Source organism: Microbacterium sp. AK009, assembly GCF_013410955.1.
GTDB lineage: Bacteria > Actinomycetota > Actinomycetes > Actinomycetales > Microbacteriaceae > Microbacterium.
In genome coordinates this window covers 483,283-508,222 of the sequence record NZ_JACCCG010000003.1, presented here as the reverse complement: position 1 = coordinate 508,222, position 24,940 = coordinate 483,283, and the positions used below count along the sequence as shown (strand labels likewise).

The 24,940-nt window shown below is 69.3% G+C and carries 24 protein-coding genes and 1 tRNA gene; 10 read left to right on the top strand and 15 right to left on the bottom strand.

All coding sequences use genetic code 11. From position 1 onward, the window contains the following. Positions 1–34 precede the first annotated feature (34 nt). Genes HDC37_RS09000 through HDC37_RS08985 form a run of 4 tightly spaced genes read left to right on the top strand, consistent with a single transcriptional unit; the run spans position 35 to position 4,306 of the window. Positions 35–1,303, top strand: a complete 1,269-nt coding sequence (locus HDC37_RS09000) for an MFS transporter (RefSeq protein ID WP_179560051.1) — start codon at positions 35–37, stop codon at positions 1,301–1,303. A 38-nt stretch (positions 1,304–1,341) separates the two neighbouring features. Continuing rightward, positions 1,342–2,469 carry a DUF2092 domain-containing protein gene (locus HDC37_RS08995; protein WP_179560050.1) on the top strand — a complete coding sequence of 376 codons (1,128 nt, stop codon included), beginning with the start codon at positions 1,342–1,344 and terminating at the stop codon, positions 2,467–2,469. 9 nt (positions 2,470–2,478) lie between these two features. Then, positions 2,479–3,456 carry an ABC transporter ATP-binding protein gene (locus tag HDC37_RS08990; RefSeq protein WP_179560049.1) on the top strand — a complete coding sequence of 326 codons (978 nt, stop codon included), beginning with the start codon at positions 2,479–2,481 and terminating at the stop codon, positions 3,454–3,456. After that, complete coding sequence (locus HDC37_RS08985) at positions 3,443–4,306, top strand: ABC transporter permease (RefSeq protein ID WP_374939156.1); 864 nt, start codon at positions 3,443–3,445, stop codon at positions 4,304–4,306. Before HDC37_RS08990 ends, HDC37_RS08985 begins: the two co-directional genes overlap by 14 nt. Positions 4,307–4,697: 391 nt before the next feature. On the opposite strand, the gene HDC37_RS08980 is transcribed toward HDC37_RS08985, so the two are convergent. The 4 genes from HDC37_RS08980 to HDC37_RS08965 form a co-directional block, all read right to left on the bottom strand. After that, positions 4,698–5,654, bottom strand: a complete 957-nt coding sequence (locus HDC37_RS08980) for an endonuclease/exonuclease/phosphatase family protein (protein ID WP_179560048.1) — start codon at positions 5,652–5,654, stop codon at positions 4,698–4,700. A gap of 62 nt (positions 5,655–5,716) precedes the next feature. After that, positions 5,717–7,372, bottom strand: a complete 1,656-nt coding sequence (locus tag HDC37_RS08975; RefSeq protein WP_179560047.1) for an alpha-amylase family protein — start codon at positions 7,370–7,372, stop codon at positions 5,717–5,719. Beyond that, a complete protein-coding gene (locus HDC37_RS08970; RefSeq protein WP_179560046.1) occupies positions 7,369–8,334 on the bottom strand; it encodes a TIGR03885 family FMN-dependent LLM class oxidoreductase in 966 nt (321 codons plus the stop codon). Before HDC37_RS08970 ends, HDC37_RS08975 begins: the two co-directional genes overlap by 4 nt. Positions 8,335–8,417: 83 nt before the next feature. After that, positions 8,418–10,208, bottom strand: a complete 1,791-nt coding sequence (locus HDC37_RS08965; protein WP_179560045.1) for a DUF2207 domain-containing protein — start codon at positions 10,206–10,208, stop codon at positions 8,418–8,420. 48 nt (positions 10,209–10,256) lie between these two features. Between HDC37_RS08965 and HDC37_RS08960 the strand changes: the two genes are divergently transcribed. Further along, the gene (locus HDC37_RS08960; RefSeq protein WP_179560044.1) at positions 10,257–10,700 is read left to right on the top strand and encodes a MarR family winged helix-turn-helix transcriptional regulator; all 444 of its coding nucleotides are present in this window, start codon (positions 10,257–10,259) and stop codon (positions 10,698–10,700) included. Between the two features lie 45 nt (positions 10,701–10,745). On the opposite strand, the gene HDC37_RS08955 is transcribed toward HDC37_RS08960, so the two are convergent. Further along, a complete protein-coding gene (locus tag HDC37_RS08955) occupies positions 10,746–11,219 on the bottom strand; it encodes an Hsp20/alpha crystallin family protein (RefSeq protein ID WP_179560043.1) in 474 nt (157 codons plus the stop codon). 132 nt (positions 11,220–11,351) lie between these two features. Further along, complete coding sequence (locus tag HDC37_RS08950) at positions 11,352–12,866, bottom strand: alpha-N-arabinofuranosidase (protein WP_179560042.1); 1,515 nt, start codon at positions 12,864–12,866, stop codon at positions 11,352–11,354. Positions 12,867–12,972: 106 nt separating this feature from the next. On the opposite strand from HDC37_RS08950, the gene HDC37_RS08945 reads away from it, so the two are divergent. Beyond that, positions 12,973–14,016, top strand: coding sequence for a LacI family DNA-binding transcriptional regulator (locus tag HDC37_RS08945; RefSeq protein WP_179560041.1), 1,044 nt, complete (start codon positions 12,973–12,975; stop codon positions 14,014–14,016). 13 nt (positions 14,017–14,029) lie between these two features. Here HDC37_RS08945 and HDC37_RS08940 read toward each other — a convergent pair whose 3' ends face one another. Next, complete coding sequence (locus HDC37_RS08940) at positions 14,030–14,641, bottom strand: MerR family transcriptional regulator (RefSeq protein ID WP_179560040.1); 612 nt, start codon at positions 14,639–14,641, stop codon at positions 14,030–14,032. A 67-nt stretch (positions 14,642–14,708) separates the two neighbouring features. Here HDC37_RS08940 and HDC37_RS08935 point away from each other — a divergent pair, with 67 nt between their 5' ends. After that, positions 14,709–15,206 carry a DUF4188 domain-containing protein gene (locus tag HDC37_RS08935; RefSeq protein WP_179560039.1) on the top strand — a complete coding sequence of 166 codons (498 nt, stop codon included), beginning with the start codon at positions 14,709–14,711 and terminating at the stop codon, positions 15,204–15,206. Between the two features lie 76 nt (positions 15,207–15,282). Here HDC37_RS08935 and HDC37_RS08930 read toward each other — a convergent pair. Both HDC37_RS08930 and HDC37_RS08925 read right to left on the bottom strand, forming a co-directional pair. After that, positions 15,283–15,355, bottom strand: a tRNA-Arg gene (locus tag HDC37_RS08930). 85 nt (positions 15,356–15,440) lie between these two features. Next, complete coding sequence (locus tag HDC37_RS08925; RefSeq protein WP_179560038.1) at positions 15,441–16,001, bottom strand: asparagine synthase; 561 nt, start codon at positions 15,999–16,001, stop codon at positions 15,441–15,443. Positions 16,002–16,175: 174 nt separating this feature from the next. Here HDC37_RS08925 and HDC37_RS08920 point away from each other — a divergent pair, with 174 nt between their 5' ends. Together HDC37_RS08920 and HDC37_RS08915 are read left to right on the top strand one after the other, a co-directional pair. Continuing rightward, positions 16,176–16,637 (top strand): DUF4383 domain-containing protein, encoded by a 462-nt coding sequence (locus tag HDC37_RS08920; protein ID WP_179560037.1) that lies wholly within the window; start codon positions 16,176–16,178, stop codon positions 16,635–16,637. A gap of 2 nt (positions 16,638–16,639) precedes the next feature. Beyond that, positions 16,640–17,173 carry a hypothetical protein gene (locus HDC37_RS08915; RefSeq protein WP_179560036.1) on the top strand — a complete coding sequence of 178 codons (534 nt, stop codon included), beginning with the start codon at positions 16,640–16,642 and terminating at the stop codon, positions 17,171–17,173. A 21-nt stretch (positions 17,174–17,194) separates the two neighbouring features. On the opposite strand, the gene HDC37_RS08910 is transcribed toward HDC37_RS08915, so the two are convergent. The 5 genes from HDC37_RS08910 to HDC37_RS08890 are packed head-to-tail and all read right to left on the bottom strand — an operon-like array spanning position 17,195 to position 23,105. Further along, a complete protein-coding gene (locus tag HDC37_RS08910) occupies positions 17,195–18,139 on the bottom strand; it encodes an aldose 1-epimerase family protein (protein WP_179560035.1) in 945 nt (314 codons plus the stop codon). 5 nt (positions 18,140–18,144) lie between these two features. Beyond that, positions 18,145–19,650: an L-arabinose isomerase gene (gene araA, locus HDC37_RS08905; protein ID WP_179560034.1), complete on the bottom strand. Its 1,506-nt coding sequence runs from the start codon at positions 19,648–19,650 to the stop codon at positions 18,145–18,147. Positions 19,651–19,674: 24 nt separating this feature from the next. Beyond that, on the bottom strand, positions 19,675–21,261 hold the full coding sequence (locus HDC37_RS08900; RefSeq protein WP_179560033.1) for a xylulokinase: 1,587 nt from the start codon (positions 21,259–21,261) through the stop codon (positions 19,675–19,677). Next, positions 21,258–22,046: an L-ribulose-5-phosphate 4-epimerase gene (locus HDC37_RS08895; protein ID WP_179560032.1), complete on the bottom strand. Its 789-nt coding sequence runs from the start codon at positions 22,044–22,046 to the stop codon at positions 21,258–21,260. Before HDC37_RS08895 ends, HDC37_RS08900 begins: the two co-directional genes overlap by 4 nt. Before the next feature lie 48 nt (positions 22,047–22,094). Beyond that, a complete protein-coding gene (locus tag HDC37_RS08890; protein ID WP_179560031.1) occupies positions 22,095–23,105 on the bottom strand; it encodes a LacI family DNA-binding transcriptional regulator in 1,011 nt (336 codons plus the stop codon). Positions 23,106–23,179: 74 nt separating this feature from the next. Between HDC37_RS08890 and HDC37_RS08885 the strand changes: the two genes are divergently transcribed. Further along, complete coding sequence (locus HDC37_RS08885) at positions 23,180–24,028, top strand: NAD(P)-dependent oxidoreductase (protein WP_179560030.1); 849 nt, start codon at positions 23,180–23,182, stop codon at positions 24,026–24,028. A 90-nt stretch (positions 24,029–24,118) separates the two neighbouring features. On the opposite strand, the gene HDC37_RS08880 is transcribed toward HDC37_RS08885, so the two are convergent. Beyond that, positions 24,119–24,676 carry a hypothetical protein gene (locus HDC37_RS08880; protein ID WP_179560029.1) on the bottom strand — a complete coding sequence of 186 codons (558 nt, stop codon included), beginning with the start codon at positions 24,674–24,676 and terminating at the stop codon, positions 24,119–24,121. Positions 24,677–24,940 lie beyond the last annotated feature (264 nt).

Genomic DNA, 24,940 nt, shown 5'->3' with positions numbered 1-24,940 from the left:
GGATGACATTCGGGGCACCGCCTAGTCTGTGGAGATGCGCGACGGAGCCGGTCGGGACCGCGAGATCCTGCGGCTGCGGCCCTTCGCCTACTTCTGGAGCGCGTCCACTCTTCGGGCAGTCGGCGGCGCGATGGCGACGGTCGCCTTCCAGGTCATCATCGTCACCGTTCTCGAGGCGACGCCGGCACAGATCAGCATCCTCAGCGCCCTCAGCGTCGTGCCGTACCTCTTCCTCGGGCTGATCGTCGGTGCGCTCATGGATCGGTGGCGGAGACAGCGCACCCTCGTCCTGACCAGCATCGGACGGGTCTTCGCGTTCGCCGTCGTCGCCGTTCTGCTCGCCACCGATGCGCTGGACTTCTGGTCCCTTGCCGCGGTCACCCTTGCCCTCGGGGTGCTGACCCTGTTCGCCGACTCCGCCGCCCAGCCGCTCCTCCCCCGCATCGTCCCCCGCCGCTCTCTCGTTCACGCCAATGCCCGCCTCGGGCAGAGCGAGACCGTCGCAGGAACGGCAGGACCTGCCCTCGGCGGCTTCCTGCTGAACCTCGTGGGGCCGACGATCCTGTTCGTCATCGAAGCGGTCATCAACGCCGTCGCCGCGCTGCTGCAATCCCGCATCGCGATCACCGAGCCGAGAAGCACCCTGCGCCCGCCGGGACGGCACGTCGGCCACGAGATCGTCGACGGCATGCGCTACACCTACCGGCATCGCACGCTGCGCCCCCTCGCGATCTCGATTCACGTGTGGTTCCTGGCCAACAGCATCGTCACCACGGTGCTCGCGGTCTACGTCCTGCGCGAGCTCGAACTCCCCTCGTGGGCGTTCGGCGTCGCCCTCGCGGCGGGTGGGATCGGCGGCTTCGCCGGCGCCCTGATCGCACCGCGCATCGGTGCCCGCCTGGGCGCCGGACGCACCATCTTCCTCGGGCGCACCCTCGTCGCCATCCCGTGGCTGATCCTCGCGCTGGCACCGCTCACCTCCGCCAGCGGCACCGGTCTCCTCCTCGTCGTGGTCGGCCTGGTTCAGCTTCTCTACGGTTTCGGCATGGGACTCGAAGACACCAACGACATCTCCTACCGCCAGGCCGTCGCCCCCGACAGCATCCAGGGGCGCATGAACTCCACGATCCGCACGATGAACCGCGTGGTCTTCTTCATCGGAGCGCTCGTGGCCGGAGTCCTGATGACCTTGCTCGGATACCAGGCCACCATCGGCGTGGCCGCCGTCATCTTCGCCGCCGCCGCGCTCGTCGTCGTGGTCTCGCCGCTCCGCGACGCCCGACATCCTGAGGGTTCGCCGTGACCCGGGTCGGAATCCCGCGACCGGCGTAGCCTGGTCCCATGAAGCCCGGCCCTGGCTCACGCGTTCGTCGTCCTCTGCTCTGGACCTCGGTCGTGGTGGTGCCCCTGCTCGCGGGCGCGGCGGTCGCCGTGCCGATGGCCGCCAGCGGCGCCGTCGACCTTCCGGACAAGTCCCCGGAGGAGCTGATCGAGTTCGCGGGCGCGAGCGAGATCGACGCGCTCAGCGGCACGATCGAGCAGAGGTCGGAACTCGGCCTCCCCGACCTCGGCGCCCTCACCGGTTCCCCCGACGGCGACAGCGCAGACGGCGTCTCATCGGCACAGCTCGATGATCTGATCTCGCTGGTCACCGGCTCGCACACCGCGAAGGTGTATCTCGACGGCGACAGCGCACGCCTGCAGGTGCTCGATCAGCTCGGTGAGCGCAACGTCTATGTCGACGGCGCCACCGGCGAGGTGTGGTACGTCGACAGCGAGAGCCAGTCGGCGACCAAGCTGGTTCTGCCGGACGAAGACGACCTCCGCGACGCCTACGGGGAGGATGTCGCACCGGCCGAACCCGACGACGCGCTGCCGACCCCTGACGAGATGCTCGATCAGGCCCTCGCGCGTCTCGACGAGAGCACGGAGGTGACCGTGGGGACCGACGCGCGGATCGCCGGACGCGAGGCGTACGAGCTCATCCTGTCTCCCCGCACCGACGACACCCTGGTCGGCGACGTGCGGTTCGCCGTCGACGGCGAGACCGGAGTCGCCCTCGCGGCCTCGGTGACCGCGCGCGGCGCCACCGAGCCCGCCTTCCAGATCGCGTTCACGCAGGTCGACTTCTCGGCTCCCGACGCGAGCGTCTTCTCCTTCGAGCCCGGCGCCGACGTCGCGGTGACCGAGAAGGACGTGCCCCTCCCGTCGAAAGACGAGCGGGTCGGTCCCTCGACGCGGGAGGCCGCGGCTCCGACCGTCATCGGTGAAGGCTGGTCCGCCGTCATCGAACTCCCGAAACCGGAACTGGATGCCGAACAGCAGGCGATGCTCGACGGCGTCACCACCGCCGTGGACGGCGGCCGCGTGCTGCAGACCTCGCTGGTGAGCGTGATGGTCACCGACGACGGACGGATCCTCGCCGGCGCCGTACCGACGCAGCGCCTGGTCGACGTCGCCGGACGCTGACGCCCGCCGGTGACGACTCACCCTGACGGCGATCACGCCACAGAGCCGGCGATCCAGACCCGCGGTCTCACCAAGCGATTCGGCGCCCAGACCGCGGTCGACGGCATCGACGTGACGGTTCCGCGCGGCTCGGTCTTCGGGTTCCTCGGGCCGAACGGATCGGGGAAGACGACGACCATCCGGATGCTGCTCGGGCTCATCCGCCCGAGCGGTGGTCAGGCCACAGTGCTCGGTGAGGCGATGCCGCGCTCACTCGACACCGTCCTCCCCCGGGTAGGCGCTCTCGTCGAGGGCCCCGCGTTCTCACCCTTCCTGACCGGCGAGCAGAACCTCCTCCGCTTCGATGCCGCCGACCGGCACTCGTCCGGTCGCACCCGCCGGCAGCGGGTCGCCACCGCGCTCGACCGCGTCGGCCTCAGCCACGCGGCCAAGAAGAAGGCCCACGCGTACTCGCTCGGCATGAAGCAGCGCCTGGGACTCGCGAGCGCTCTCCTCATGCCCCGTGACCTGCTCGTGCTGGACGAACCGACCAACGGTCTCGACCCGCAGGGAACCCGCGAAGTGCGGGCGCTCATCCGCTCGTTCGCCGCCGACGGGACGACCGTGTTCGTGTCCAGCCACCTGCTCGCCGAAGTGGAGCAGCTGTGCACCCACGTCGGAGTGATGAGCGGTGGTCGCCTCGTGGCGCAGGGAACGCTCGACGACTTCCGCCGCTCGGGTGCGCGGCCCCGGGTGCAGGTGCGCACCCCCGACGTCGAGTCCGCGCGGAACGTGCTCGCCTCGCTGGGCGTGGAGATGGATGCTCGGGATGCCACGGCTGACCGTGACACTGTGACAGGCTTTCCGCCCGAAGGCGCCTCACCCGAAGCGATCGTGGCGGCTCTCGTCGGAGCCGGTGTGCGGGTGCGCGGATTCGCCGTTGTGACCGAGAGTCTCGAGCAGCGCTTCGTGGAGCTCACCGGCGAGGGCTTCGATGTCGTCGCCTGAGGCGGTGGGCGAACGTTCGTCGACGCCCGGCGGGTGGGGCACGATGCGATTGCTCGGCAACGAATTGTCGATCCAGTTCCGACGGTGGCGGACATGGGCGATGCTCGGAGCGCTGGCTCTCATCCCCCTCCTGCTCGGCGTCGCCATCCGGTTCTTCGGCGGCTCGGACCCCGGCCGCGGCCCGGCATTCCTGGATCAGATCACCGGCAACGGGCTCTTCGTCGGGCTCGCCGCGCTCACCGTGGCCATCCCGCTCTTCCTCCCGCTGACCGTCAGCGTCACGGCGGGGGACGCGATCGCCGGCGAGGCGAGCCATGGGACGCTGCGCTATCTCTTGATCGCGCCGGCAGGCCGCATCCGACTGCTGCTGGTGAAGTACCTCAGCGCCGTCGTCTTCTGCGTCGCTGCCACCCTCACCGTGGTGATCGTCGGATCGATCGTCGGCGCGGTCCTGTTCCCGATCGGTCCGGTCACACTGCTCTCGGGGGCCCAGGTATCCCTGGCCGAGGGGCTGCTGCGACTTCTTGCGATCGCCGCGTACGCCTCCATTTCCCTCATCGGCCTGTCGGCGATCGGACTCTTCCTCTCCACGTTGACCACGGTGCCGATCGGCGCGATGGCCGCGACGGCGATCCTCGCTGTCGCCGCGCAGATCGTCGGCGCGATCCCTCAGCTCGACGCCCTGCATCCCTGGCTCTTCACCGATCGATGGCTCGACTTCGGCGACCTGTTGCGGGCACCGATCATCTGGGACTCGTTCGCGGCCAACGCCCTTCTGCAGGCGGGATATGTGGCGGTGTTCGGGGCCTCCGCGGTGGCGCGGTTCGCGACGAAGGACGTGCTGTCCTGAAGCCGTGGGCGAAGCGATCACGAAAAGGTAACGGCAAGCCCTTCCCTTTCGTTACCTCGCCGTTATAGAGTGCTCGCACGGTAGTTGTTTTGCTGTGGCAGCTACCGACATGTGATTGCAGGACACTCTTGGTGCAAGGGACAAGGGCCGGTCGGGAGCCTCACCGACCGGCCCTTACTCTGTCCCCCGCGCGTCAGCGGTTAAGCATCGCCTGACAATCACGAAAAGGTAACGCCGAGCCCTTCCCTTTCGTTACCTCGTCGTTATAGAGTGCTCGCACGGTAGTTGTTTTGCTGTGGCAGCTACCGACATGTGATTGCAGGACACTCTTGGTGCAAGGGACAAGGGCCGGTCGGGAGCCTCTCCGACCGGCCCTTTCTTGCGTGGCTTCTCACGTGCAGAACGCCCAGCTTCCGATCACCCCGCGATGGTCGCTCCCCGGGATGGAGAAGCTGTCCCACCCGGTCGGCACCGCGCCGCGCGCGAGGACGTGATCGATCGCCGTGAACGCCGGCACCGGCCGCTCCTGCGGCCAGGTCGGCCACGGAATCGGTCCGGCCGCCTCGGCCGCGCTCCGCAGCGGTGTAGCCAGCTGCCGGAATCCCGGATGCGCATACGATGCGTTCAGATCACCTGCGACGATGAGCCGCTCATCGGGTGTCTGACGAATCCATCGATCGAGCTCGCCGAGCGCCGTCCGCCAGTCGACCGGCTGCCCCACCGGTGGCGGCGGGTGCACTGCCGCCACCCGGACCTCGTCACCTCCGGGGAGCGTCGCGACCGCGGAGACCTGGTCGAAGACGCTCCCGTCGATGTCCTGTTCGTCCTGCAACGGGAAAGCGGAAAGGATGACGCTGCCTCTCACGCCGCCTTCCGTGGTCTCTCGCGTGCGATGCGGCAGAGCGGCTGCCAGCCCGCGCTCGCCCAGAACAGCGGCGATGTGCGCCTCGTCCGTCTCGACCAGGGCGACGATGTCAGCGTCGGCCTCGGCGATGCGCTCCGCGAGCAGGGCGGGGTCGGCACCCGCGAACTTCGCGTTGAAGGCGACGACCGTGGCCGTCGCCTCCGGCGCGCACTCCGACCCGGCGCGCAGCGGAGTCAGGGCGGGGAGCCCCGCCAGCACACCGCCGATCACGAGGATGGCCGCCGCCGCCCAGGCCCGGAAGAACAGCGAGACCGCGGCGAGGACGACAAGAGCGACAGCGCCCACGGGGACGAGTGCCTGGGCGACCGGGATGAGCCCTCCGGCGAGCATGTCGACGTGCGGCAGCACCACCGCGAGCCCGGCGATGGGGAGGGCGGCCACCGTCCAGATCAGTCGCGACCGGCGCCGGCGTGCGGTTCTCACCACGCCACGCTAACCGCGCAACCCGCCGATCTCGATCGCGCCGCCGGGTTCCCGGGATCTCCTCAGGAGACCCGTCCGTCGCCCGGCCGCGAGACGCGCAGCCAGCGGAACCCGTACGGCGCGATCTCCATCTCGATGCGACCCTTCTCATCCAGCGGCATCCGGTCGGCCGCCAGGAGGTCGACCAGCTGGGTTCCCTCCGGCTCGTCCGGTAGGGCGAACGAGATCGACGCCGGCACATCGGCGAAGTTGTGCACGGCCACCATCGCCCCGACATCGGCGGCGAGCTTGTGCACCATCACCGCCGCCACGCCGTGGTCGATCACCTCGAGCGAGCCCCAGCCGAGTTCCGGCGAGATGCGGTAGCGCGCGATGAGGTCGCGCACGAAGTGCAGTAGCGAATCGCGATCCTCGATCTGATCGGCGACATTCACGTGCGTCGGCGCATAGCCGTCGCCCGGCACCGCCGCGGGAAGACGCGAGGGCGCAGCATCCGAGAATCCCCCGTTCCGCTCCCCCGACCACTGCATCGGAGTCCGCACGGCCTCGCGACTCTTGTCCTCCGCATTCTCGCCCATGCCGATCTCCTCCCCGTAGAAGAGCACCGGGGTGCCGGGGAGGGTGAACAGCAGGCTGTAGGCCATGCGGATGCGACGGGGATCACCGCCGAGCATCGTCGGCAGCCGCCGCACGATCCCCCGTCCGTAGATCCGCTGACTCTCGTCGGGTGCGAGCGCCTCGAAAACCTCCTGGCGCTCATCCTCGCTCAGCTGATCGAGGGTCAGCTCGTCATGGTTCCGCACGAAGTTCGCGAACTGCGCCTCGACCGGCAGGTCGGGCCGCGATTGCAGGGCCTCGATGAGGGGGGCAGGATCGTGGCGCACCAGCGAGAGGTAGAGCCGCTGCATCGCGACGAAGTCGAACTGCATCGTGAGCTCGTCGCCGTCCTCTCCGCCGAAGTACACGACCTGCTCGTCGTAGGGCAGGTTCACTTCGCCCAGGAGCACGGCCTCGCTCGAACGCCGCTGCAGGAACTGGCGAACATTCCGGAGGTACTGATGGGGGTCCGCCATCTCGGGGATCTCGAGCAGCGACGGCACGGCGTCGACCCGGAACCCCGACACGCCCAGTTGCAGCCAGAACCCGACGGTCTTCGCGATCTCGTCGCGCACCTTCGGGTTTGCGATGTTCAGGTCGGGCTGGTGCGGGTAGAAGCTGTGGAGATACCACTCCTCGGTCTTCTCCTCGTAGTTCCAGATGCCGTCGGCCTCGCCGGGGAAGACGGGGTTCTTCTGATCCTTCGGCGGTGGGTCGCTCCGCCAGATGTAGAAGTCTCGGAACGGCGAGCTCTTGCTCCGCTTCGCGGCGAGGAACCAGGGATGGCGATCCGAGGTGTGGTTGATGACCAGATCGATGATGACCCGCATCCCGCGGTCGCGTGCCGTGCGGACGACCTCGACGAAGTCGCCGAACGACCCGAGCCGCGGATCGATCCCGTAGAAGTCGGCGACGTCGTAGCCGTCGTCGAGGTCGGGAGTCGGGTAGATGGGCATCAGCCACAGGCAGGTCACGCCGAGTTGCGCGAGATAGTCGATGCGTGCGGCGAGTCCCTGCAGATCGCCGATGCCGTCGCCGTCGGAGTCGAAGTAGGTCTCCACGTCGAGGCAGTAGATGACCGCGCTCTTCCACCACAGATCGCTGGTGTCGGTGATCCTCATACGAGCTCCCGGAGGCGGGGAAGGATGCTGCGCTCGGACGCCGCGAGGAAGTCGGCCTGGTCGCGCCCGACGTGATGGAGGTAGACCCGGTCGAACCCGATGTCGACCAGCTCGGCGATGCGCTCGGCGAGCGCCGCGGGATCATGATCGACCAGCACCGCCTTTCGCAGTTCCGCCTCGTCGGGTTCACCGACGGCCCGGTCGAAGTCCTCCGGCTGCTCGAGATCCCACGCCTCGGGCGGCGACACCAGCCCGTTCGGCCACTGGTCCTTCGCCAGGGCGATCGCCTCCGCGTCGGTCTCGGCGAAGCTGACGTGCACCTGCAGGACGAGCGGTCCTGCCCCGCCGCCCTCGCGGTAGGCGTCGATCACGTCGCGCAGAACGTCGGGGGCCTGCGCGACCGTCGCGAAGCCGTCGGCCCACGACCCCGCCCACCGGGCAGTCTGCGTGCTCACCGCCGCCGCGAAGAAGGGCGGTGGAACCTCAGGCCTCGACCACACCCGCGCACGGTCGACGCGGATGAGCCCGTCGTGGCTCACCTCCTCACCGGCGAGCAGGCGCCGCATCACGGTGGCGCTTTCGAGCAGACGGGCGTTGCGGATGTCCTTGTGGGGCCATTCGTCGCCGGTGACGTGCTCGTTCATCGCCTCGCCGCTCCCGAGCGCCGCCCAGAATCGGCCCGGGAACATCTCGCCGAGCGTCGCGATCGCCTGCGCGTGCACCACCGGGTGGTACCGCTGTCCGGGTGCGGTCACCACGCCGAACGACAGCCGCGTGGTCGCGAGAGCTGCAGCCAGCCACGACCAGGCATATCCCGACTCGCCTTGCCGGACGCCCCACGGCGACAGGTGGTCGGAGCACATGGCGGCGTCGAAGCCCGCGGCTTCGGCGCCCTGGACAGCGCGCAGCAGCGCGCTCGGCGGAATCTGTTCGTGCGAGGCGTGGAATCCGATGACGACCATGACTCCACCGTGCCCGCCCCGGATGAGAAGCGAGAGGGGTTCCGCTTTGCCACACGATCGGGTAGGCCCCGCGCCGGCGCGGATCAGACGCCGCCGCCTCCCCCTCCGCCGCCACCGCCGCCGGCGGAGCCGCCCCCGCTCGAGCCGCCGGAGCTCGACGAGGCCGCCGCCGTGGCGGAGAGGCTGCTGATGCCTGCCGAGAACGCCGCAGCGTTGAACCCGGTTGTACCGATGTACCAGCCCGGGGTGTCGTCGCCGTAGTAGATGGCGAGGTGTTCGGCCCACTGCTTCTCCTGGCCGAAGACCACCGCGTACGGAAGCAGGCGCTCGTAGAGGTGGAGCATCTCGCGGGGGTCGTCGGTGTGAATCGGGCGTCGTTCAGCCCCGGTCGGCGTCTGCAGCATTCGGATCCGATCGGCCTCGGCCCACTCGATGAAGATCTTCAGGCCCTGGAGGTGGTCGCGCACTTCGGCGCCCGCCGCGCTCAGTGGACGCGTCGAGAGGACGGCGACCGTCACGATCGTGAGACCCGCACCGAGGACGATGACGAGGATCGGAAGAAGGGGATCGACCGATCCGGCCAGGGCGAAGGCGCCGAAGAGGACGATCATCACGCCGATCAGGATGGCGACGGCGATCGGCCACGCCCTCACCCGCGCCGGAACGGTGCGGTACAGCCCCCGGGTCTTGAGCTCCTTGCGCCCCGCGGCGAGGATCTTCTGTGCCGTGCGGGAGAAATGGGTGTCGTTGCCGCCGAACTCGTAGATCTCGCCCGGGCGCAGGTCCTCGTCGAAGAGGCCCTCCAGGAGCATCCGTCCATCGCGGTCGGCGCGGCTGGCGTCGACCAGCTCCGCCTGCAGTCTGGCGCTGCCGAACCACCGCTTCTCGCCCTCGAGGATCCGGATGCTGCCGACCACCGCCTGCTCGAGGACCTCGGCCGGGATCGCCTTCGCCGTCTTGCCCAGCAGCAGCGCGCTCTCCAGGGCGTCGATGCCGGGAGGCGGGGTGTACTCGGCGATGATCGTCGGTCGCCCGGGGTCGTTCCGCAGGAACCGGCGGTTGACCACGACGGCGCCGACGAGGACGCCGAGGCCCGCGACACCGGCCGCTCCCTGCGCCCACCCCCACCCCGACGCGAGATACGAGTCATCGAATCGGGCGAAGGTGCCCGTGTCGAAACCCACCGCGATCGTGAGCGTCTCGGTCGGTGCGAGGTTGCGGGCGCCCGCTGACACGACGGCGCCGTCGCCCTCGGCGGTCACCTCGATCGGGCAGGTGGTGGCGTCTCCGAAGCCGCCGACGTAGCAGGCCTGCCGGCCGGTGAGCGCGTCGGCCACGTCGGGCGGGATGATCAGGGTCGCCGTCACCTCGCCGAACGGCTGACGCCACCCGTTGCCGTTGACGTCCCAGTAGAACTCGTCGCTGGTGTCGGCGAAGGAGTCGGTGACGTTTCGCAGCGTGTAGGTGAAGACGAAGGTCTGACGCCCCGAGAGGTAGTCGTCGGCGCGGGAGGTGATCGTCATCCATCCGCCGTCGGTCTCCACCTCGCTCGGCCGAGGGTCTCCGGCCTCGTCGGTGACCGAGACGACTTCGGGGAAAGTGGGCTGGCCGTTGTAGTCAGCGGGGATCTCGCGGCGGAGACCCCGGTTCTGGTTCTCGGGGAATACCGCGACGAAGCTCTCCACGACGCGCAGGGTGCTCGTGCCGTCCTCTTCGCGACCAAGGGTGTACTCGGCGTCCATCCGCTCGAAGACGAAGTCGTCGACGTTGCCCGAGGCGGAGGCGGGGTGTGCGGATACCGCCAGACCGACGAGACCGGCGACCCCCAGGAGGACCGTCAGCACCGAGGCGGTGATCCGACGCGTTCGCGGCATGCGCTCAGCCTAGATGGCGGCGGCGCCGCCACCGGATACCCTGTTGCCGTGAACGATCGTCGCCTTGCCGTCGAGGCGTGGGAGAGCCTCTTTCGTGCGCAGCACGAGCTGTTCGCCGACCTCGGCCGCGACTTCACCGACGCGCCGCTGCAACAGGGCGAGTACGATGTGCTTCTGACGGTGACGCGGGCGCCCGACATGACGGCGCGACTGCGTGACATCACCCGCTTGATGCTGGTCAGTCAGCCCTCGGTGTCGCGCCTGGTCGATCGGATGGTCGCGCGCGGGTTCGTCACGAAGTGCCCCGACCCCGACGACGGACGAGGATCGCTCGTCCGCGCGACGGACGCCGGCGCCCGCGCCTTCCGCGACGTGGCACGCGTGCATGCCGCTCACATCGCGGAGCGGATGTCCGCGCTGAGTGAGGCCGAGCTCGCTCAGCTTCGGGAGCTGACCACCAAGCTCCGCACGCACGACACCCCCGCCGGGTGAGGACCCGACGGGGGCATCGCGAGGTGTTCTCTCTGCGGGAGCGCGTTACTGCTCGACCGGCTGCGGGTGATCCGCCGCGCTCGAAGCGGAACCGCTTTCGTGCGCCTGCAGGACCTGCGCACCGCTCTCGGTGGCGACCTCGATCTTGCGCGGCTTGGCCTTCTCGCTCACCGGGATGGTGACGCTGAGCACGCCGTTGCTGTAGCTCGCCGAGATGCGGTCGGTGTCGATGCCCTGGCCGAGGTTCAGCTGCCGCACGAAGCTGGCGGCCTCGCGTTCGCGGGTGATCCACTTCACGCCGTCACCGGCACTGAGCGTCCGCTCAGCTCGGATGGTCAGCAGCTGGCCGTCCACGTCGATGTCGACCGAACCGGGGTCGATACCGGGCAGGTCAGCGGTCAGCACGTAGTGGTCGCCGTCGCGGTAGAGGTCCATCGGCATACGGCGCGGGCCGCGACGGGCGTCGAAGAAGCTCGTCGCGAGACGGTCGAGGTCACGGAACGGGTCATACGTTGCCATGTTCGGTCTCCTTCACTGAACGAAAATCCGTAACTTGAGCCTCCTTGACTCAAGTACGTCCAGATTAGCACTCTCGGGTGCCGAGTGCTAAGGAGCGGAGTGTTCGCCGTGAGCGAACGATGCGCGACCGTCTCACTCGGTGGTGAGGACCGTCCACGAGCAGGGCGGCAGGGTGACGGCGATCGCCCCATCGCCGAGCGTCACCGAATCGTTGGTCTTCGGCCTCACCCGGTCGGGCTGCTCGAGCGTGTTCGCTGCATGGATGTCGTCGTCGAAGATCGACGTCGCCGTCGCGGACGACACGGAACCTGCGAGCGCGGCGGAGTCGATGTCGAGGGTGACGTCGTCCGTGAGGCTGCGGTTGACGGCGAAGACCGTGACGGCGCCGCTGTCAGGGTCGATCGTCGCGACGGCGTCGACGACCGGGACCTCGCCGAACTTCACCGTCGTGTAGGTGGGGCTGTCGAGCTTGAGCTCCAGGGCCACGCCGCGGGCGAGCTGCGCGGTGAGCGAGAAGGGATAGAACGTCGTCTGCCGCCAAGCCGGACCGCCGGGCTCGGTCATGATCGGTGCGATGACATTCACCAGCTGCGCGAGGCTGGCCGAGGTCACTCGGTCGGCGTGCCGGATGAGCGAGATCATGAGGCTCCCGAAGACGACCGCGTCGAGCACGGTGTATCGATCTTCGAGCAGCCTCGGTGCGACCGGCCAGTCCGCGACATCCGTGATCTTGTCGACCTCGTTGTAGCGGGACTGATACCAGACGTTCCACTCATCGAAGGAGATGTTGATCGTCTTCTCGCTGCGCCGGATCGCTTTGACGTGGTCGGCGGTGGCCACGACCGCGTCGATGAAGCGGTCCATGTCGACGCCCGACGCGAGGAAGCTCGCGAGGTCGTCTCCCTCGGGTTCGTAGTACGCGTGGCAGGAGATGTAGTCGACGTTGTCGTACGTGTGCTCGAGGACCACTCGCTCCCACTCGCCGAACGTCGGCATCCCTGCACCCGAGCTGCCGCAGACGACGAGCTCGAGATCGGGGTCGATCTGACGCATCGCGCGCGCGGTCGTCGCGGCGAGCCGCGCGTAGTTCTCCGCGGTGCTGTAGCCGAGCTGCCACGGCCCGTCCATCTCGTTCCCCAGGCACCACATGCGGATGTCGTGGGGTTCAGGATGCCCGTTGGCGGCGCGCTGATCCGAGAGCCGGGTACCGGAGCGGATGTTGGCGTACTCGAGAACGTCGAGAGCCTCGAGCACCCCGCGTGTGCCGAGATTCACCGCGTACATCAGCTCACCGTCGACCTTCTTCATACATGACGCGAACTCGTCGAGGCCGATCTCGTTCGTCTCGGTCGAGTGCCACGCCAGGTCCAGACGGCGCGGCCGCTCCTCCCGCGGTCCCACACCGTCCTCCCACCGGTAGCCCGAGACGAAGTTGCCGCCGGGATAGCGGATCGTGGACACCCCGAGTTCTCGCACCAGGTCGATGACATCGGCGCGGAAACCCTCGTCGTCAGCCGAGGGGTGACCCGGCTCGTAGATGCCGTCGTAGACGCACCGTCCGAGGTGCTCGACGAAGGACCCGAACAGACGCCGGTCGATGGGCCCGACGGTGAAGTGCGGGTCGATGGTGAGATGTGCGCGGGGCATTCTTCTCCTGGTGTACAACGTTGTAATGCCTTCGCTCATACGATGATCGACCGCGCTCGGCATGTCAAGATGACGGGGAAGACGGGGATGACGGGAGGCTGATCCGGTGAGTCCCACATTGCACGACGTCGCCCGCGTCGCCGGCGTGTCGATCAAGACGGTGTCCAACGTCATCAACGACCACCCGCACGTGCGGCCCGGAACACGCGACCGGGTCAATGATGCGATCACGCAGCTCGACTACCGCCCCAACCTCTCGGCCCGTGGGCTGCGGTCCGGACGCACCGGGGTCATCGGGCTCGCCGTCCCGTCGCTGCGGGAGAGCTACTTCGCCGAGCTGGCCGACGCGGTGATCCGCGCCGCCGAGAAGCGCGGGCTCGGAGTCATGGTCGAGCAGACCGGCGGGCGGCGGGATGCCGAGATAGGCGCCGTCTCGCGCCGTCGTCCGCGTTTCCTCGATGGACTGCTCTTCAGCCCCGTCAGCCTCGGCCAGGAGGACGCCGAGCTCCTCGCGGTGGACGGCCCCCTCGTGCTTCTCGGGGAACGGATCTTCGGTGGACCGACCGACCACGTGACCATGCACAACATGTCATCCGCCCAGGCGGCCACCGATCATCTCATCGAGATCGGCAGACGTCGGATCGCGCTCATCGGTGCCGACCCGCGCTATCGGGACGATGAGGCCAATTCAGCGAATCTGCGGCTGCGCGGGTATCAGCGCGCCCTCGAGCAGGCGGGTATTCCCTTCGATCCCGCCCTCGTGCGGCCGGCCGTGATGTCGGACTGGAATCGGGCGGGCGGCGCCGCAGCCACGCACCGCCTCCTTGCGGACGGGGTGGACTTCGACGCCGTCTTCGCCCTCACCGACACCCTCGGGCTCGGCGTCCTGCGGGCGCTCGGCGAACAGGGGCTGCGCGTACCCGACGACATCGCGGTCATCGGCTTCGACAACATCGACGAGAGCCAGTACTCCATCCCGTCGATGTCGACCATCGACACGGGTCGGGAAGAGATCGCCGTGATCGCGGTGGACCGGCTCATCGAGCGCATCACGGAGAAGATCGAGCGGCGGCCCCCCGAGACCTATAAGCCCGATTTCCGGGTGGTGCGCCGCGAGTCGACCGGGTTCCCCGACTCCGACATCGCCTGAGCAGCCGCGAGACTCAGACGCCGCCGGAGAACCGGTCCGACGACACGATCTGCTGCGCGGCGCGGCGGAGAGCAAGCTGCAGGGGTTCGGTGAGGACGGTACCGAGGACGACGTAACGAACCGCGCTCTCGAGCGAATCGCCAGGGATTCCCGCGATCTCCGCCTCGGCGATCCGACGCGCTGACGCGACGTACTCGTCCATGACATCGGATGGCACGGTGAAGCCGGCTTGCTCGACGGTCGCCAGCGCCACGGCGAGACCACCGAGGAGTCGGGGCTCACAGGTGCCGGGTCTCCCGCCGAGCCGCTCGTACAGCGCCTCGGCGGAGCCGGTGTCGATGTCGTCGGGTGCGGCGGGCGTGACCGCTGCGTGGGCGACGCCGAGCAGGTCGTAGGCACCCGCCGGGGGCGCGTCGAGGGCCGTGACCACTTTGCGGATCTCGGCGACGCTCACTCCGGCGGCGACCAGAGCGCGGATCACGCGCAGTCGTTCGATGTGCCGAGGACCGTACTCCGCCTGCGTGGCCGCCGTCCGGACCCCCTCGGGGAGCAGCCCCTCACGCAGGTAGTACTTGATGGTCGGCACAGCGACATCCGTCGTGGCCGCGAGCTCAGAGATGCGCATATCCCCCCTTGCATTAGATAGTACGACTATCCATACTGGATAGCGTCACTATCGAGAGGATCGCACCATGAGCAGAGTCGTCGCAGGACGGATGACGCATCACCACGAGGGAGAGCTCGTGGTCTTCCACATCGGGATGCAGATCAACCGCTGGTGGCGGTTCGACCAGTGGCTGCCGGTGTTCTTCGCCATGCCGCGGATGCTCCGAGAGCAGATGGCCGAGGAGGAGTCGGGCATGCTCGGCTCGCAGCTGCTCATCGGGGCAGGAGGGCCGTACGTCGTGCAGTACTGGTCGTCGATCGAGAAGCTCTACGCCTATGCATCATCGATGGACCACCTGCACCGGCCTGCGTGGACGGCCTTCAACCAGCGCGCCCGGAAAGCGCCGGAGGCCGTCGGCATCTGGCACGAGACGTTCCTCGTCGAACGCGCAGAGAGCATGTACGTCTCGACGAGACCGATGGGACTGGCCGCCGCCACCTCTCCTGTACCGGTCGCGGGCCGCCACGATCGGGCGCGCGCTCGTTTCGCTGAGGGGCGGACGGCTGCCTCCGCCCAGCACTGACCCGCCCCCGGCCCGCGAGCACGGAACAGAAAAAGGCCCCCGATGGGGACCTTTTCCTTACTGTCTCAACACAGTGCGCGCCCGAAGGGACTCGAACCCCTAACCTTCTGATCCGTAGTCAGATGCTCTATCCATTGAGCTACGGGCGCCCGCGCTCACAGCCGGATCCGGCGCGCGAGCACCACATGAGAATACCCCACCGGGGGCGGCGCCGCGAATCGAGCGACGGCCGGATCACGACGGGTCGTCCTTCCGCTCGCGCGCCCGCCGATGCGCCGACAGGCGTGGGAGGTCGACCAGACGCAGCGCCTGCATCCGCGCTCCCCGCATCGTCGCGTAATCGGGGTCGAGGTCGGGACGCATCGCCTCGACCCGCAACCGGCGCTGCAGGTTCGATTCGACGTCGCCCCACGCGGCATCCCGCGCATTCTCGACGAGATCGCGCACCGCCTCCGCATCATTCGCCATCTCGCGCAGACGCTTCGCCACCCCCTCGTACTGCCGACGGCGTCGGCGGAGGTTGCGGGTGTCACGGTCGCGGTAATCGTGTGTGCCGTCGGGGTCAGAGAACTTCCCCCAGGCCTTCTTGCGCTGGCGCCGGGCGAGATCGGCTGCGGCGGCCTGTTCGTCGGCCAGGGCGAGCAGCGTCGTCCGGGCGAACCGCTCGAACGGTTCGTAGTGGAACGTCTCGCCGTTGGCGATCGTCTCGACGAGGATGCGATTGCGTACGGTGAGGCGGGCGGCAGCGGCGGCGATCGAGACCCCCTCGCCGATGGCTTCGGCGGTCTTACCCATCGTCACCCCCCTCGCTCCAGGCTACCGGTCGGATGGCCGCGCTCGTGGGCGGGCCGAGATGCATAGCAAAGGGCGGATCACCCTTGCAAGGCCCCTCCGCGAGCGCCGCAACCGCCGCTAGCGTCGGGCGCTCGACATCACCACCGAACCGTTCATCCACAGCCAGGAGACCCGATGACTTCCTCACCCGACCACCGCACCGCCACTTCTCACCGTCTCGCGTCGTCACCCAACCGCCTCGTCGCGACGATCTTCGGTATCGTCTACCTCCTCGTCGGCCTGCTCGGGTTCTTCGTCACCGGAGGCGTGGACTTCCTCGCCACCGACGGCAACCTGCTACTCGGCATCTTCGAGGTCAACCCTCTGCACAACGTCGCGCACCTGCTGATCGGCGCAGCCCTGCTCATCGGCGGCCTGGCCTCGGTGCGCGCCGCCAAGGCCGTCAACATCGTCGTGGGCGCGGCGTATCTGCTCCTCGGAATCGTCGGGTTCTTCCTGGTCGACACGCCGGCCAACATCCTTGCGCTGAACACCCCCGACCACTTCCTGCACCTGGCCAGCGCGATCATCCTGCTGGGCGTGGGCCTCGCCGCCGACCGGAGCGTCCGGGCCACGACCGCCGGCCGCACCGTCTGAGCGTGACGACGACGGGCTCCGTCGGAGCGCTCATTCCGGCGGGGCCTGCGATCGCAGCCTGGGGAGCCGGGCTGCTGCTGATCGCACTCGGCGCCGGCGCCCTGACCGCAGACACGGGAGACGTCGGCAGCCGCGCGCTGGGGTTGGCGTTGGCCGTTGCCGGCTTGGGCGCCCTCGCCTGGGGCGGGATCTCGCTCGTGCGAGGTCGGCTGATCATGCAGCGGGGTGTGGGCGCCGCTGCCCTGACGGCACTGGGCGCCCTCACTGCGGCATTCATCCTCGATCCCGTGGGCAACAGCGTGCTGTCCGTCGCAGCGACGGCACTTCTTCTGACGGCTGTCGCCGTGTGGACCTCGATCGCCGCACGCCGGCCCTCTCGGCCGCGACGCAACGCCGGAATCCTCGGCATCATCGTCGCGGCGGTGCTCGTCGCGGGGATCACCACACCGGCGCTCGCTGCGTCAGAGGTCGCAAGGATCAGCGCAGACTCCGGCGGAACCGTCACCGTGCCCGCCCCTAGGGGCCACGGTCATTGATGGCTCGCGGCCGACGCGCGCTCAGGCGAGCGCGAAGATCCGCCAGGATGCTTCGGATGACGCCCCCGGCGCCAGCTCGATGAGACCGGCGTCGAAGTCGTAGCGGTCGGCGTTGAACGCGTCGGGGGCGCACGTCATCGGTTCGACGGCGAGCCCCAGGCGCGAGACCGCCCTGTCGGGCTTGTCGGCGGTGTGGATCTGCGCCCACGGACAGGCGGTGTCCCACGTCATCGCAACCCCGGTGCCGTCGGCCGAGGTCACCCGGACCGTGGCGAAGCCGTCGTCGTCGCGGGCGAAGCCGGTGTAGGCGTGATCGATCTCGATCTGGCCGATCCGCCGCGCACGACGGAAGTCGAACCGCTCGCCGTCGGCGGTCTCGACCGGTTCGAGCGAGATCGGGATCAGCCGGTCGTGGGTGACAGTGAGGACCTCGTCGGCGGGGAGCTCGAGGGTCCACTCGTCGACGAGGCCCGGGCCGGCGACGAGGTAGGGGTGGGGGCCCGTGCCCCACGGCGCCGGCTCGTCACTGTGGTTGTGCACGCGAACGGTCTGGGTGAGACCGTCGGCGGAGAGCTGGAAGGTCGTCTCCATCCCCAGCTCCCACGGGTAGCCGGTCTGCGCGACAACGGTCGCCGCCAGGGTGACGTGGCTCGGCCCCTTGTCGATCGCCTCGAAGTCGAGCCACGACGCCAGGCCGTGCAGGGCGTGCCCTCGCGCGGGCTCGGTCAGCGCGACCCGGCGCTCGACGCCACGGAAGGTGAAGATGCCGTCGACGACGCGGTTCGGCCAGGGTGCGAGCGTCGCCCCGCGGTAGGAGGGACGCACCTCGTCGGCGCCGAAGGGGACGACGAGGTCGCGGCCCTGGAAGGTCAGGCACCGCAGGGTCGCGCCGACGCTGGCGATGCACGCCTCGTAATCGCCCGCGCGAAGGGAGTGCTGCGTGCCGGAAACGGGGTGCGATGCCATAGAAGTCAGATTCCCTGCGCGAGTCGGTAGTAGGCCTGGTTCCACCGGAGCTCCCGCTGGAAGTCGCGGACGGTGGTGTGCTCGTCGATCACGACGAGCTCGGTGCGGGCGATCTCAGCGAAGTCGCGGAAGACCTCCACGCCCACAGCCGTCGTCATCACAGTATGGTGCGCGGCGCCCGCCGCAAGCCAGCAGGCCGCCGAGGTGGCGAAGTCGGGAGCCGGCTTCCACACCGCGCGGCCGACGGGCAGCCGCGGAAGGTCTGGGGCACCGACGTTCTCCACGACGTTGGCAACCAGGCGGAACCGATCCCGCATGTCGCTCATCGCGACGACAAGGGCTGGTCCCGGGTCGGCGGTGAACACGAGCCGGACGGGATCGGCCTTGCCGCCGATCCCCAGGGGATGCACCTCAAGGCGCGGCCTCTGTGTGGTCAGCGACGGTGCGACCTCGAGCATGTGCGCACCGAGGATGCGTTCGGACCCCGGGACGAGGTCGTAGGTGTAGTCCTCCATCAGGCTCGCGCCACCGGGCCGTCCGGCGCCCATGACATTCGCCAGCCGGACGAGGATGGCGGTCTTCCAATCTCCCTCTGCCCCGAAGCCGTAGCCCTCGGCCATGAGCCGCTGCACGGCGAGGCCGGGGAGCTGCGTGAGCGCGCCCAGGTCTTCGAAGGAGGTGGTGAACGCGCCGAAGCCACCCGCCTCGAGGAAGGAGCGGAGACCGACCTCGATCGCGGCGCCATCACGGAGGCTCTGATGGCGGTCGCCGCCCGGGAGCAGGTCGGCGGCGACATCGTAGGCAGCCATGTACTCGTCGACGAGCGCGTCGATGTCGGCCGCCGAGGCGTCGGCAACAGCTTCGGCGAGCTCGTTGACGCCCCACGTGTTGACCTGCACGCCGAAGCGCACCTCGGCTTCGGTCTTGTCGCCTTCGGTGACGGCGACGTAGCGCATGTTGTCGCCGAAGCGCGCGAGTTTCAGCGAGCGGACGGCCGCCCAGCCCGCCGCGGCCCGCTGCCAGTCCTCGACCTGCTGACGGACGGCCGGGTTCGACACGTGCCCGACGACGGTCTTGCGTGCAACGCCGAGTCGGGTCTGGATGTAGCCGAACTCGCGGTCGCCGTGGGCGGCCTGGTTCAGGTTCATGAAGTCGAAGTCGATGTTCGCCCAGGGCAGCTCGACGTTCGCCTGGGTGTGCAGGTGCAGCAGCGGCTTCTGCAGGGCGTCGAGCCCCGCGATCCACATCTTCGCCGGGCTGAACGTGTGCATCCAGGCGATGATGCCGACGACCTCGTCCCGCGCGTTCACCTCGAGCGCAAGCCGGCGGATCGCGTCGGCGTCTTTCAGCACGGGCTTCCAGACGACACGGACGGGGAGGCCGTCCAGCCCCCCGGCGACCGCCTGCGACTGTTCGGCGACCTGGCGGAGCGTCTCCTCGCCGTAAAGCGTCTGACTTCCGGTGACGAACCACACTTCGTAGGCGTCGAGAGAGGTGGACAGTGACGGCATGACGGTGTTCCTTCGGGTGGGTGGTCAGAGGGCGGCGACAGCGGCGCGCTCGACGGCGAGCGCCGCCTCGTATCGGCCGAGGTATCGGGCGAACCCGGCGACATCCTCGGGTCGGGGATCGACGGTCACCGTCTCCGCGTCGGCGAAGACGTGCCTGCCGAGGTAGTCGGAGAGAGTCGCTCCGTCGGCGCGCAGGAGCTGGGCGGCGAGCACCGCCATCCCCCACGGGCCCCCTTCGCTCGCGGTCTCGCCGACGGCGACGGGGGTGTCGATCGCGGCGGCGAGGAACCGCTGGGCGACTCCGGCGGTGCGGAACACCCCGCCGTGGGCGAACATGCGGTCGATCGCGACACCCTCGTCCGAGAGCACGCGCATTCCGAGAGCGAGCGTGCCGAACATGCCGTAGAGCTGCGCGCGGATCGCGTTCGCGAGCGTGAACCTGCTGTCGGGCGTCCGCACGAACAGCGGCCGCCCCTCGTCGAGACCGACGATCGGCTCACCGGAGAGGTGGTTGAAGGCGATCAGGCCGCCGGCGTCGGGATCGCCGGTCTCCGCCTCGCGGAGGAGGCTCTCGAAGACCTCATCGGAGGAGAGCGGCGTCCCGGCGCGCTCGGCGAAGTCGCCGAACATCCCCGCCCACGCCGCGAGCTCGCTCGCGCCGTTGTTGCAGTGCACCATCGCCACCGGGTCGCCGGCGGGCGTGGTGACGATGTCGATCTCGTGGTGCGCGGCCGCGAGCGCGCCCTCGAGCACGACCATGGCGAAGATGCTCGTGCCGGCGCTCACATTCCCGGTGCGCGGCGCGACGGCGTTCGTCGCCACCATCCCGGTTCCGGCATCGCCTTCGGGAGGACAGAACGGGATGCCAGGACGCAGCCGCCCGGTGGGATCGAGCCGGGCCGCCCCGGCGTCGGTGAGTGCGCCGGCGCGCTCACCCGCTCTCAGGACCCGCGGGAGGAGCTCGGCGATGCGAAGGCCCGGGGCCGTCTCGGCGACCATCTCGTCGAAAATCGCGATGAGTCCGAGGTCGTAGTCGCGGGTCGCGGGGTCGATGGGGAACATCCCGGACGCGTCTCCCACGCCCAGCACCCGCTCACCCGTCAGCTGCCCGTGGACGTATCCCGCGAGGGTCGTGAGGGAGCGGATCTCGGGGACGTGGGGTTCACCGTCCAGAACCGCCTGGTAGAGGTGGGCGACCGACCACCGGAGCGGGATGTTCTGCCCGAACGCCGCGGAGAGCGCTTCGGCGGCGGGTCCGGTCGTGGTGTTGCGCCACGTGCGGAACGGAGTCAGCAGCTCGCCTTCGCCATCGAAGGCGAGGTAGCCGTGCATCATGGCTGAGATGCCGATGGCGCCCACCGTCTCGAGGGCGACGCCGTGCCGCCTCTCGACATCCGCCGCCAGGTCGGCGTAGGCGCCGCGCACGCCCTCCCAGACGTCGTCGAGCGCGTATGTCCAGATGCGCCCCTCGAAGCGGTTCACCCAGGCGTGCGAGCCGACCGCGAGCACCCGCGTCGGATCGTCGGCGTCGACGAGGCACGCCTTGATCCGGGTCGAGCCGAGCTCGATGCCGAGCGCCGTCCGACCGGCGGTGACGGCATCCGCGCTCATCGGGCATCCTCGTCACGGCGCTCGTCGGTGCTCTGGCCGTAGACGTTCTGATATCGGTCGTAGAGCCGGTCGATCGAGTCCTGCGGGATCGGGATGACGGGACCACCCTGTCGTGCGATGTGGATCGTCCGCGCGGCGTCCTCGACCATGACGGCGGCCTTCACCGCGTCCTTGGCGGAGACGCCGATGGTGAAGGGGCCGTGGTTGCGCATCAGGACCGCTCGGGAGCGATGCCCGCGAAGCGTCTCGACGATCCCGCGGCCGATCGAGTCGTCGCCGATGATGGCGAACGGGCCGACCGGTATCGGACCTCCGAACTCGTCGGCCATGCCGGTGATGACGCACGGGATCTCCTCCCCGCGCGCGGCCCACGCGACGGCGTAGGTCGAGTGGGTGTGGACCACACCGCCGACCTCCGGCATGTTCCGATACACGTACGCGTGCGCGGCGGTGTCGCTCGACGGGCTTCGCTCGCTCCCCGACGACCCCGGCACGACGTTGCCCTCGAGATCGCACAGGATCATGTTCTGCGCGTCGAGGTCGTCGTACGAGACACCGGACGGCTTGATGACGAAGAGATCGGCGCCCGGCACCCGGCCGGAGACGTTCCCACCCGTCCAGACGACGAGCCCGTACCGGACGAGTTCGCCGTGGAGGCGGGCGACGTCAGCACGGACGGTTTCGATGGCGTCGTGGACGTCTGGGTCGAAAGACGGTGTCGCAGCATCGGTGCGGGGCACGATTCCTCCCTCGGTGGCGGATGCGCGAGAGCGCAGGCATGCCATGTTACCGGTAACACTCGTGCGGGTACAGAGCCCGCGACCCTGATCCGCTTACGGCGTCGGCGCCGGGGGCTGGGTGGTCGACGCCCGCGGTACGAGGGTGGGAGCAGCCGGATGTGCCGGCGCGTCGACCCCTCCCAGGACCTCCGCGACAGCACGCCGCGCCTCGCCCGCGACGTCCAGACGCACGGTGGTGAGGGCGGGAAGATAGAACGCCGCATCGGGATTGTCGTCGAACCCGGTCACGCTCACGTTGCCGGGAACCTCCACACCCGCCGCGCGGAGCCCCGAGATCAGGCCCAGCGCCATCTGGTCGTTGGCGGCCACGATCGCCGTCGGCCCGTCGGGCTTCTGCGCCGCGGCCGCGATCACCTCACCGAGTGCCGCCCCCGTGGCAGCGGTCCAATCCCCCTCCCAGCGCACCGTCGTGTCCAGACCAGCCTCGTCGAGGGCAGCGACCGCGCCCGCCTCGCGGCTGACCGCTTCGCTCCACGCCGCAGGACCGGCGAGCCGTGCGATCCGGCGATGGCCGAGGCCGACGAGGTGGCGGACGGCCGCGGCCGCACCCTCGGCCTGTCGCTTCGCGCCCGGCCCCTCGTGGAGGGCGGCCACGCGTACGTCGGGATGAGCGTCCCGCAACGCCGCCGAGGTCGTCAGATGCGGAGCCAGCACGATGATTCCGTCGACCCCCTGCGTCAGAAGGCGGTCGGCGGCGGCGATCACGGATGCCTCGCTGTCGGCGTCCGCATACGCGGTCGCGATCCAGCGGCTTCGCTCGCGGGCGGCGGCGTCGAGCGCGGCGATGCCGACCGCGGGTCCGTAGAGGGCGGCGTCGGAGGCGAGCACACCGAGCGTTCGGGTGGATCGCGTGCCGAGCGCGCGGGCGGCGTTGTTCACCCGGTAGCCGAGGCGGCTCACGGTCTCGAGCACCCGCGCGCGCGTCTCGGGGCGGATATGGGGGTGACCGCTGAGCACCCGCGACACCGTCTGCGGAGAGACGCCGGCTTCGGCTGCGACCTCGCGCATGCCGAGGCGAGCGCGCTGGTCGTCGGGAGCGGTCATGGCAACCGAGGTTACCGGGCGGGTCGCGCGTCGTCGGGTGCCGTCGCCATCGCCGGCCGTGGCAAGGTGATCAGATGCGCATCGCACTCACTGGTTCCTCCGGCAAGCTCGGCACGGTCGTCGCCCGTGAGCTGCGCGCCGGCGATATCGAGGTCATCGGCCTCGACGTCGCGGGCGTCCGCGGCCCCGGGTTCGTCCAGGTCGACCTCACCGACTACGGCCAGGTCGTCGACGCCCTCGGCTCGGTGAACGACCAGCACGACGGCGTCGACGCCGTGGTGCACCTCGGCGCGATCCCCGCACCGGGACTTCGCAGCGACGTGGCGACCTTCCACAACAACATGACGGCCACCTTCAACGTCTTCCACGCCGCCATCCGCGTGGGCGTGCGCCGGATCGTCGCGGCATCGAGCGAGACCGTGCTCGGCCTCCCCTTCGACGTGCCGCCGCCGTACGCCCCGGTCGACGAGGAGTACGAGCCGCGCCCCGAGAGCATCTACTCGCTGGTGAAGACCCTCGAGGAGCGGATGGCGCGGGAGCTCGTGCGCTGGCACCCCGAGCTGTCCATCACCGCGCTGCGGTTCTCGAACGTCATGGTTCCCGAGGACTACGCCGAGTTCCCCTCGTTCGACGCCGACGCCCGGCTCCGGAAGTGGAACCTCTGGGGGTACATCGACGCGCGCGACGGCGCCCAGGCGATCGAACGGGCCCTTCGTGTGGCCGAACCCGGTTTCGAGGCGTTCATCATCGCCGCGGCCGACACTGTGATGAGCCGCCCGAACGCCGAGCTGCTCGCGGAGGTGTTCCCCGACGTCGAGGTGCGCGGCGAGGTCGGTGTGAACGACACTCTGCTGTCGATCGACAGGGCGCGTCGGATGCTCGGCTACGAGCCTCGCCACTCGTGGCGGGACGAGGTCTCCTGACGCGGTCCGCCGTCACAACACGCCGAAGCGGCGCCGGATCGCCGGCGCCGCTTCGTCATGACGCCCAGGAGGAGCGTCCGTTCAGGGGGTTCAGTCGAGCAGGCCGCTGACGAGGCCGTCGACCTCACCGGAGACATCGCCGACGACGTCGCCGACCGAGGCCCCCACGTCACCCACGACACCGCCCACCGACGCACCCACGTCGCCGACCGACGTGTCGGTGTCATTGCCCGAGGCGACCTCGTTGCCCGAGGCGACCGGAGCGTCGACCGAGGTCTCGTTGCCCGAAGCGACCGGAGCCTGCACCTCGTTGCCCGAGACGACCGGGGTGTCGTTGCCCGACAGGATGGGGCCGTTGGCCACGTCATCGATCACCGAGCCGCTCACGATCGGGCCGTTGATCAGTCCGCCGTCGACACCGTCGATGCTGAGGTCGCCGGTCTCGGTCGCATTGCCGCTGGCCTGCAGCGCGTCGTTCAGGATGTCCTGGAAGGCCTCGAGGGTCGTCAGAGCCGACACGGTGGTCTGCGTCTCGTCGGCACTCGACACGGTGTCGGCGTTGGCCGGAAGCGCCAAGCCGGTCACGGTCAGAGCGGCGATGCCGAGGCCTGCGGTGAGGACTCCGGCGCGAGTGATGTTCTTACGCATTCTCATTTCCTTCCATCTGTCGTGTGCGACTTCCGCCGCACGTGGGGTGATCCGGAGAGTCCCTTCGATCGGATGGCGCCCTGGCTTGCGTGCGCGGTCCGACGACGCGACGAACGCGCGTGATTCCGCGGTTGCCGCGGCATCCTGGGAGTTCCCTGACCGCCGCGGATGCTGCGTCGCGGGCGCCCTTGGTAGACTCGAGGTGCTCTGTGCATCACCTCGCGCTTCGCGCAAAGGCGGCACGAAACGCCGCCGGACGATCCG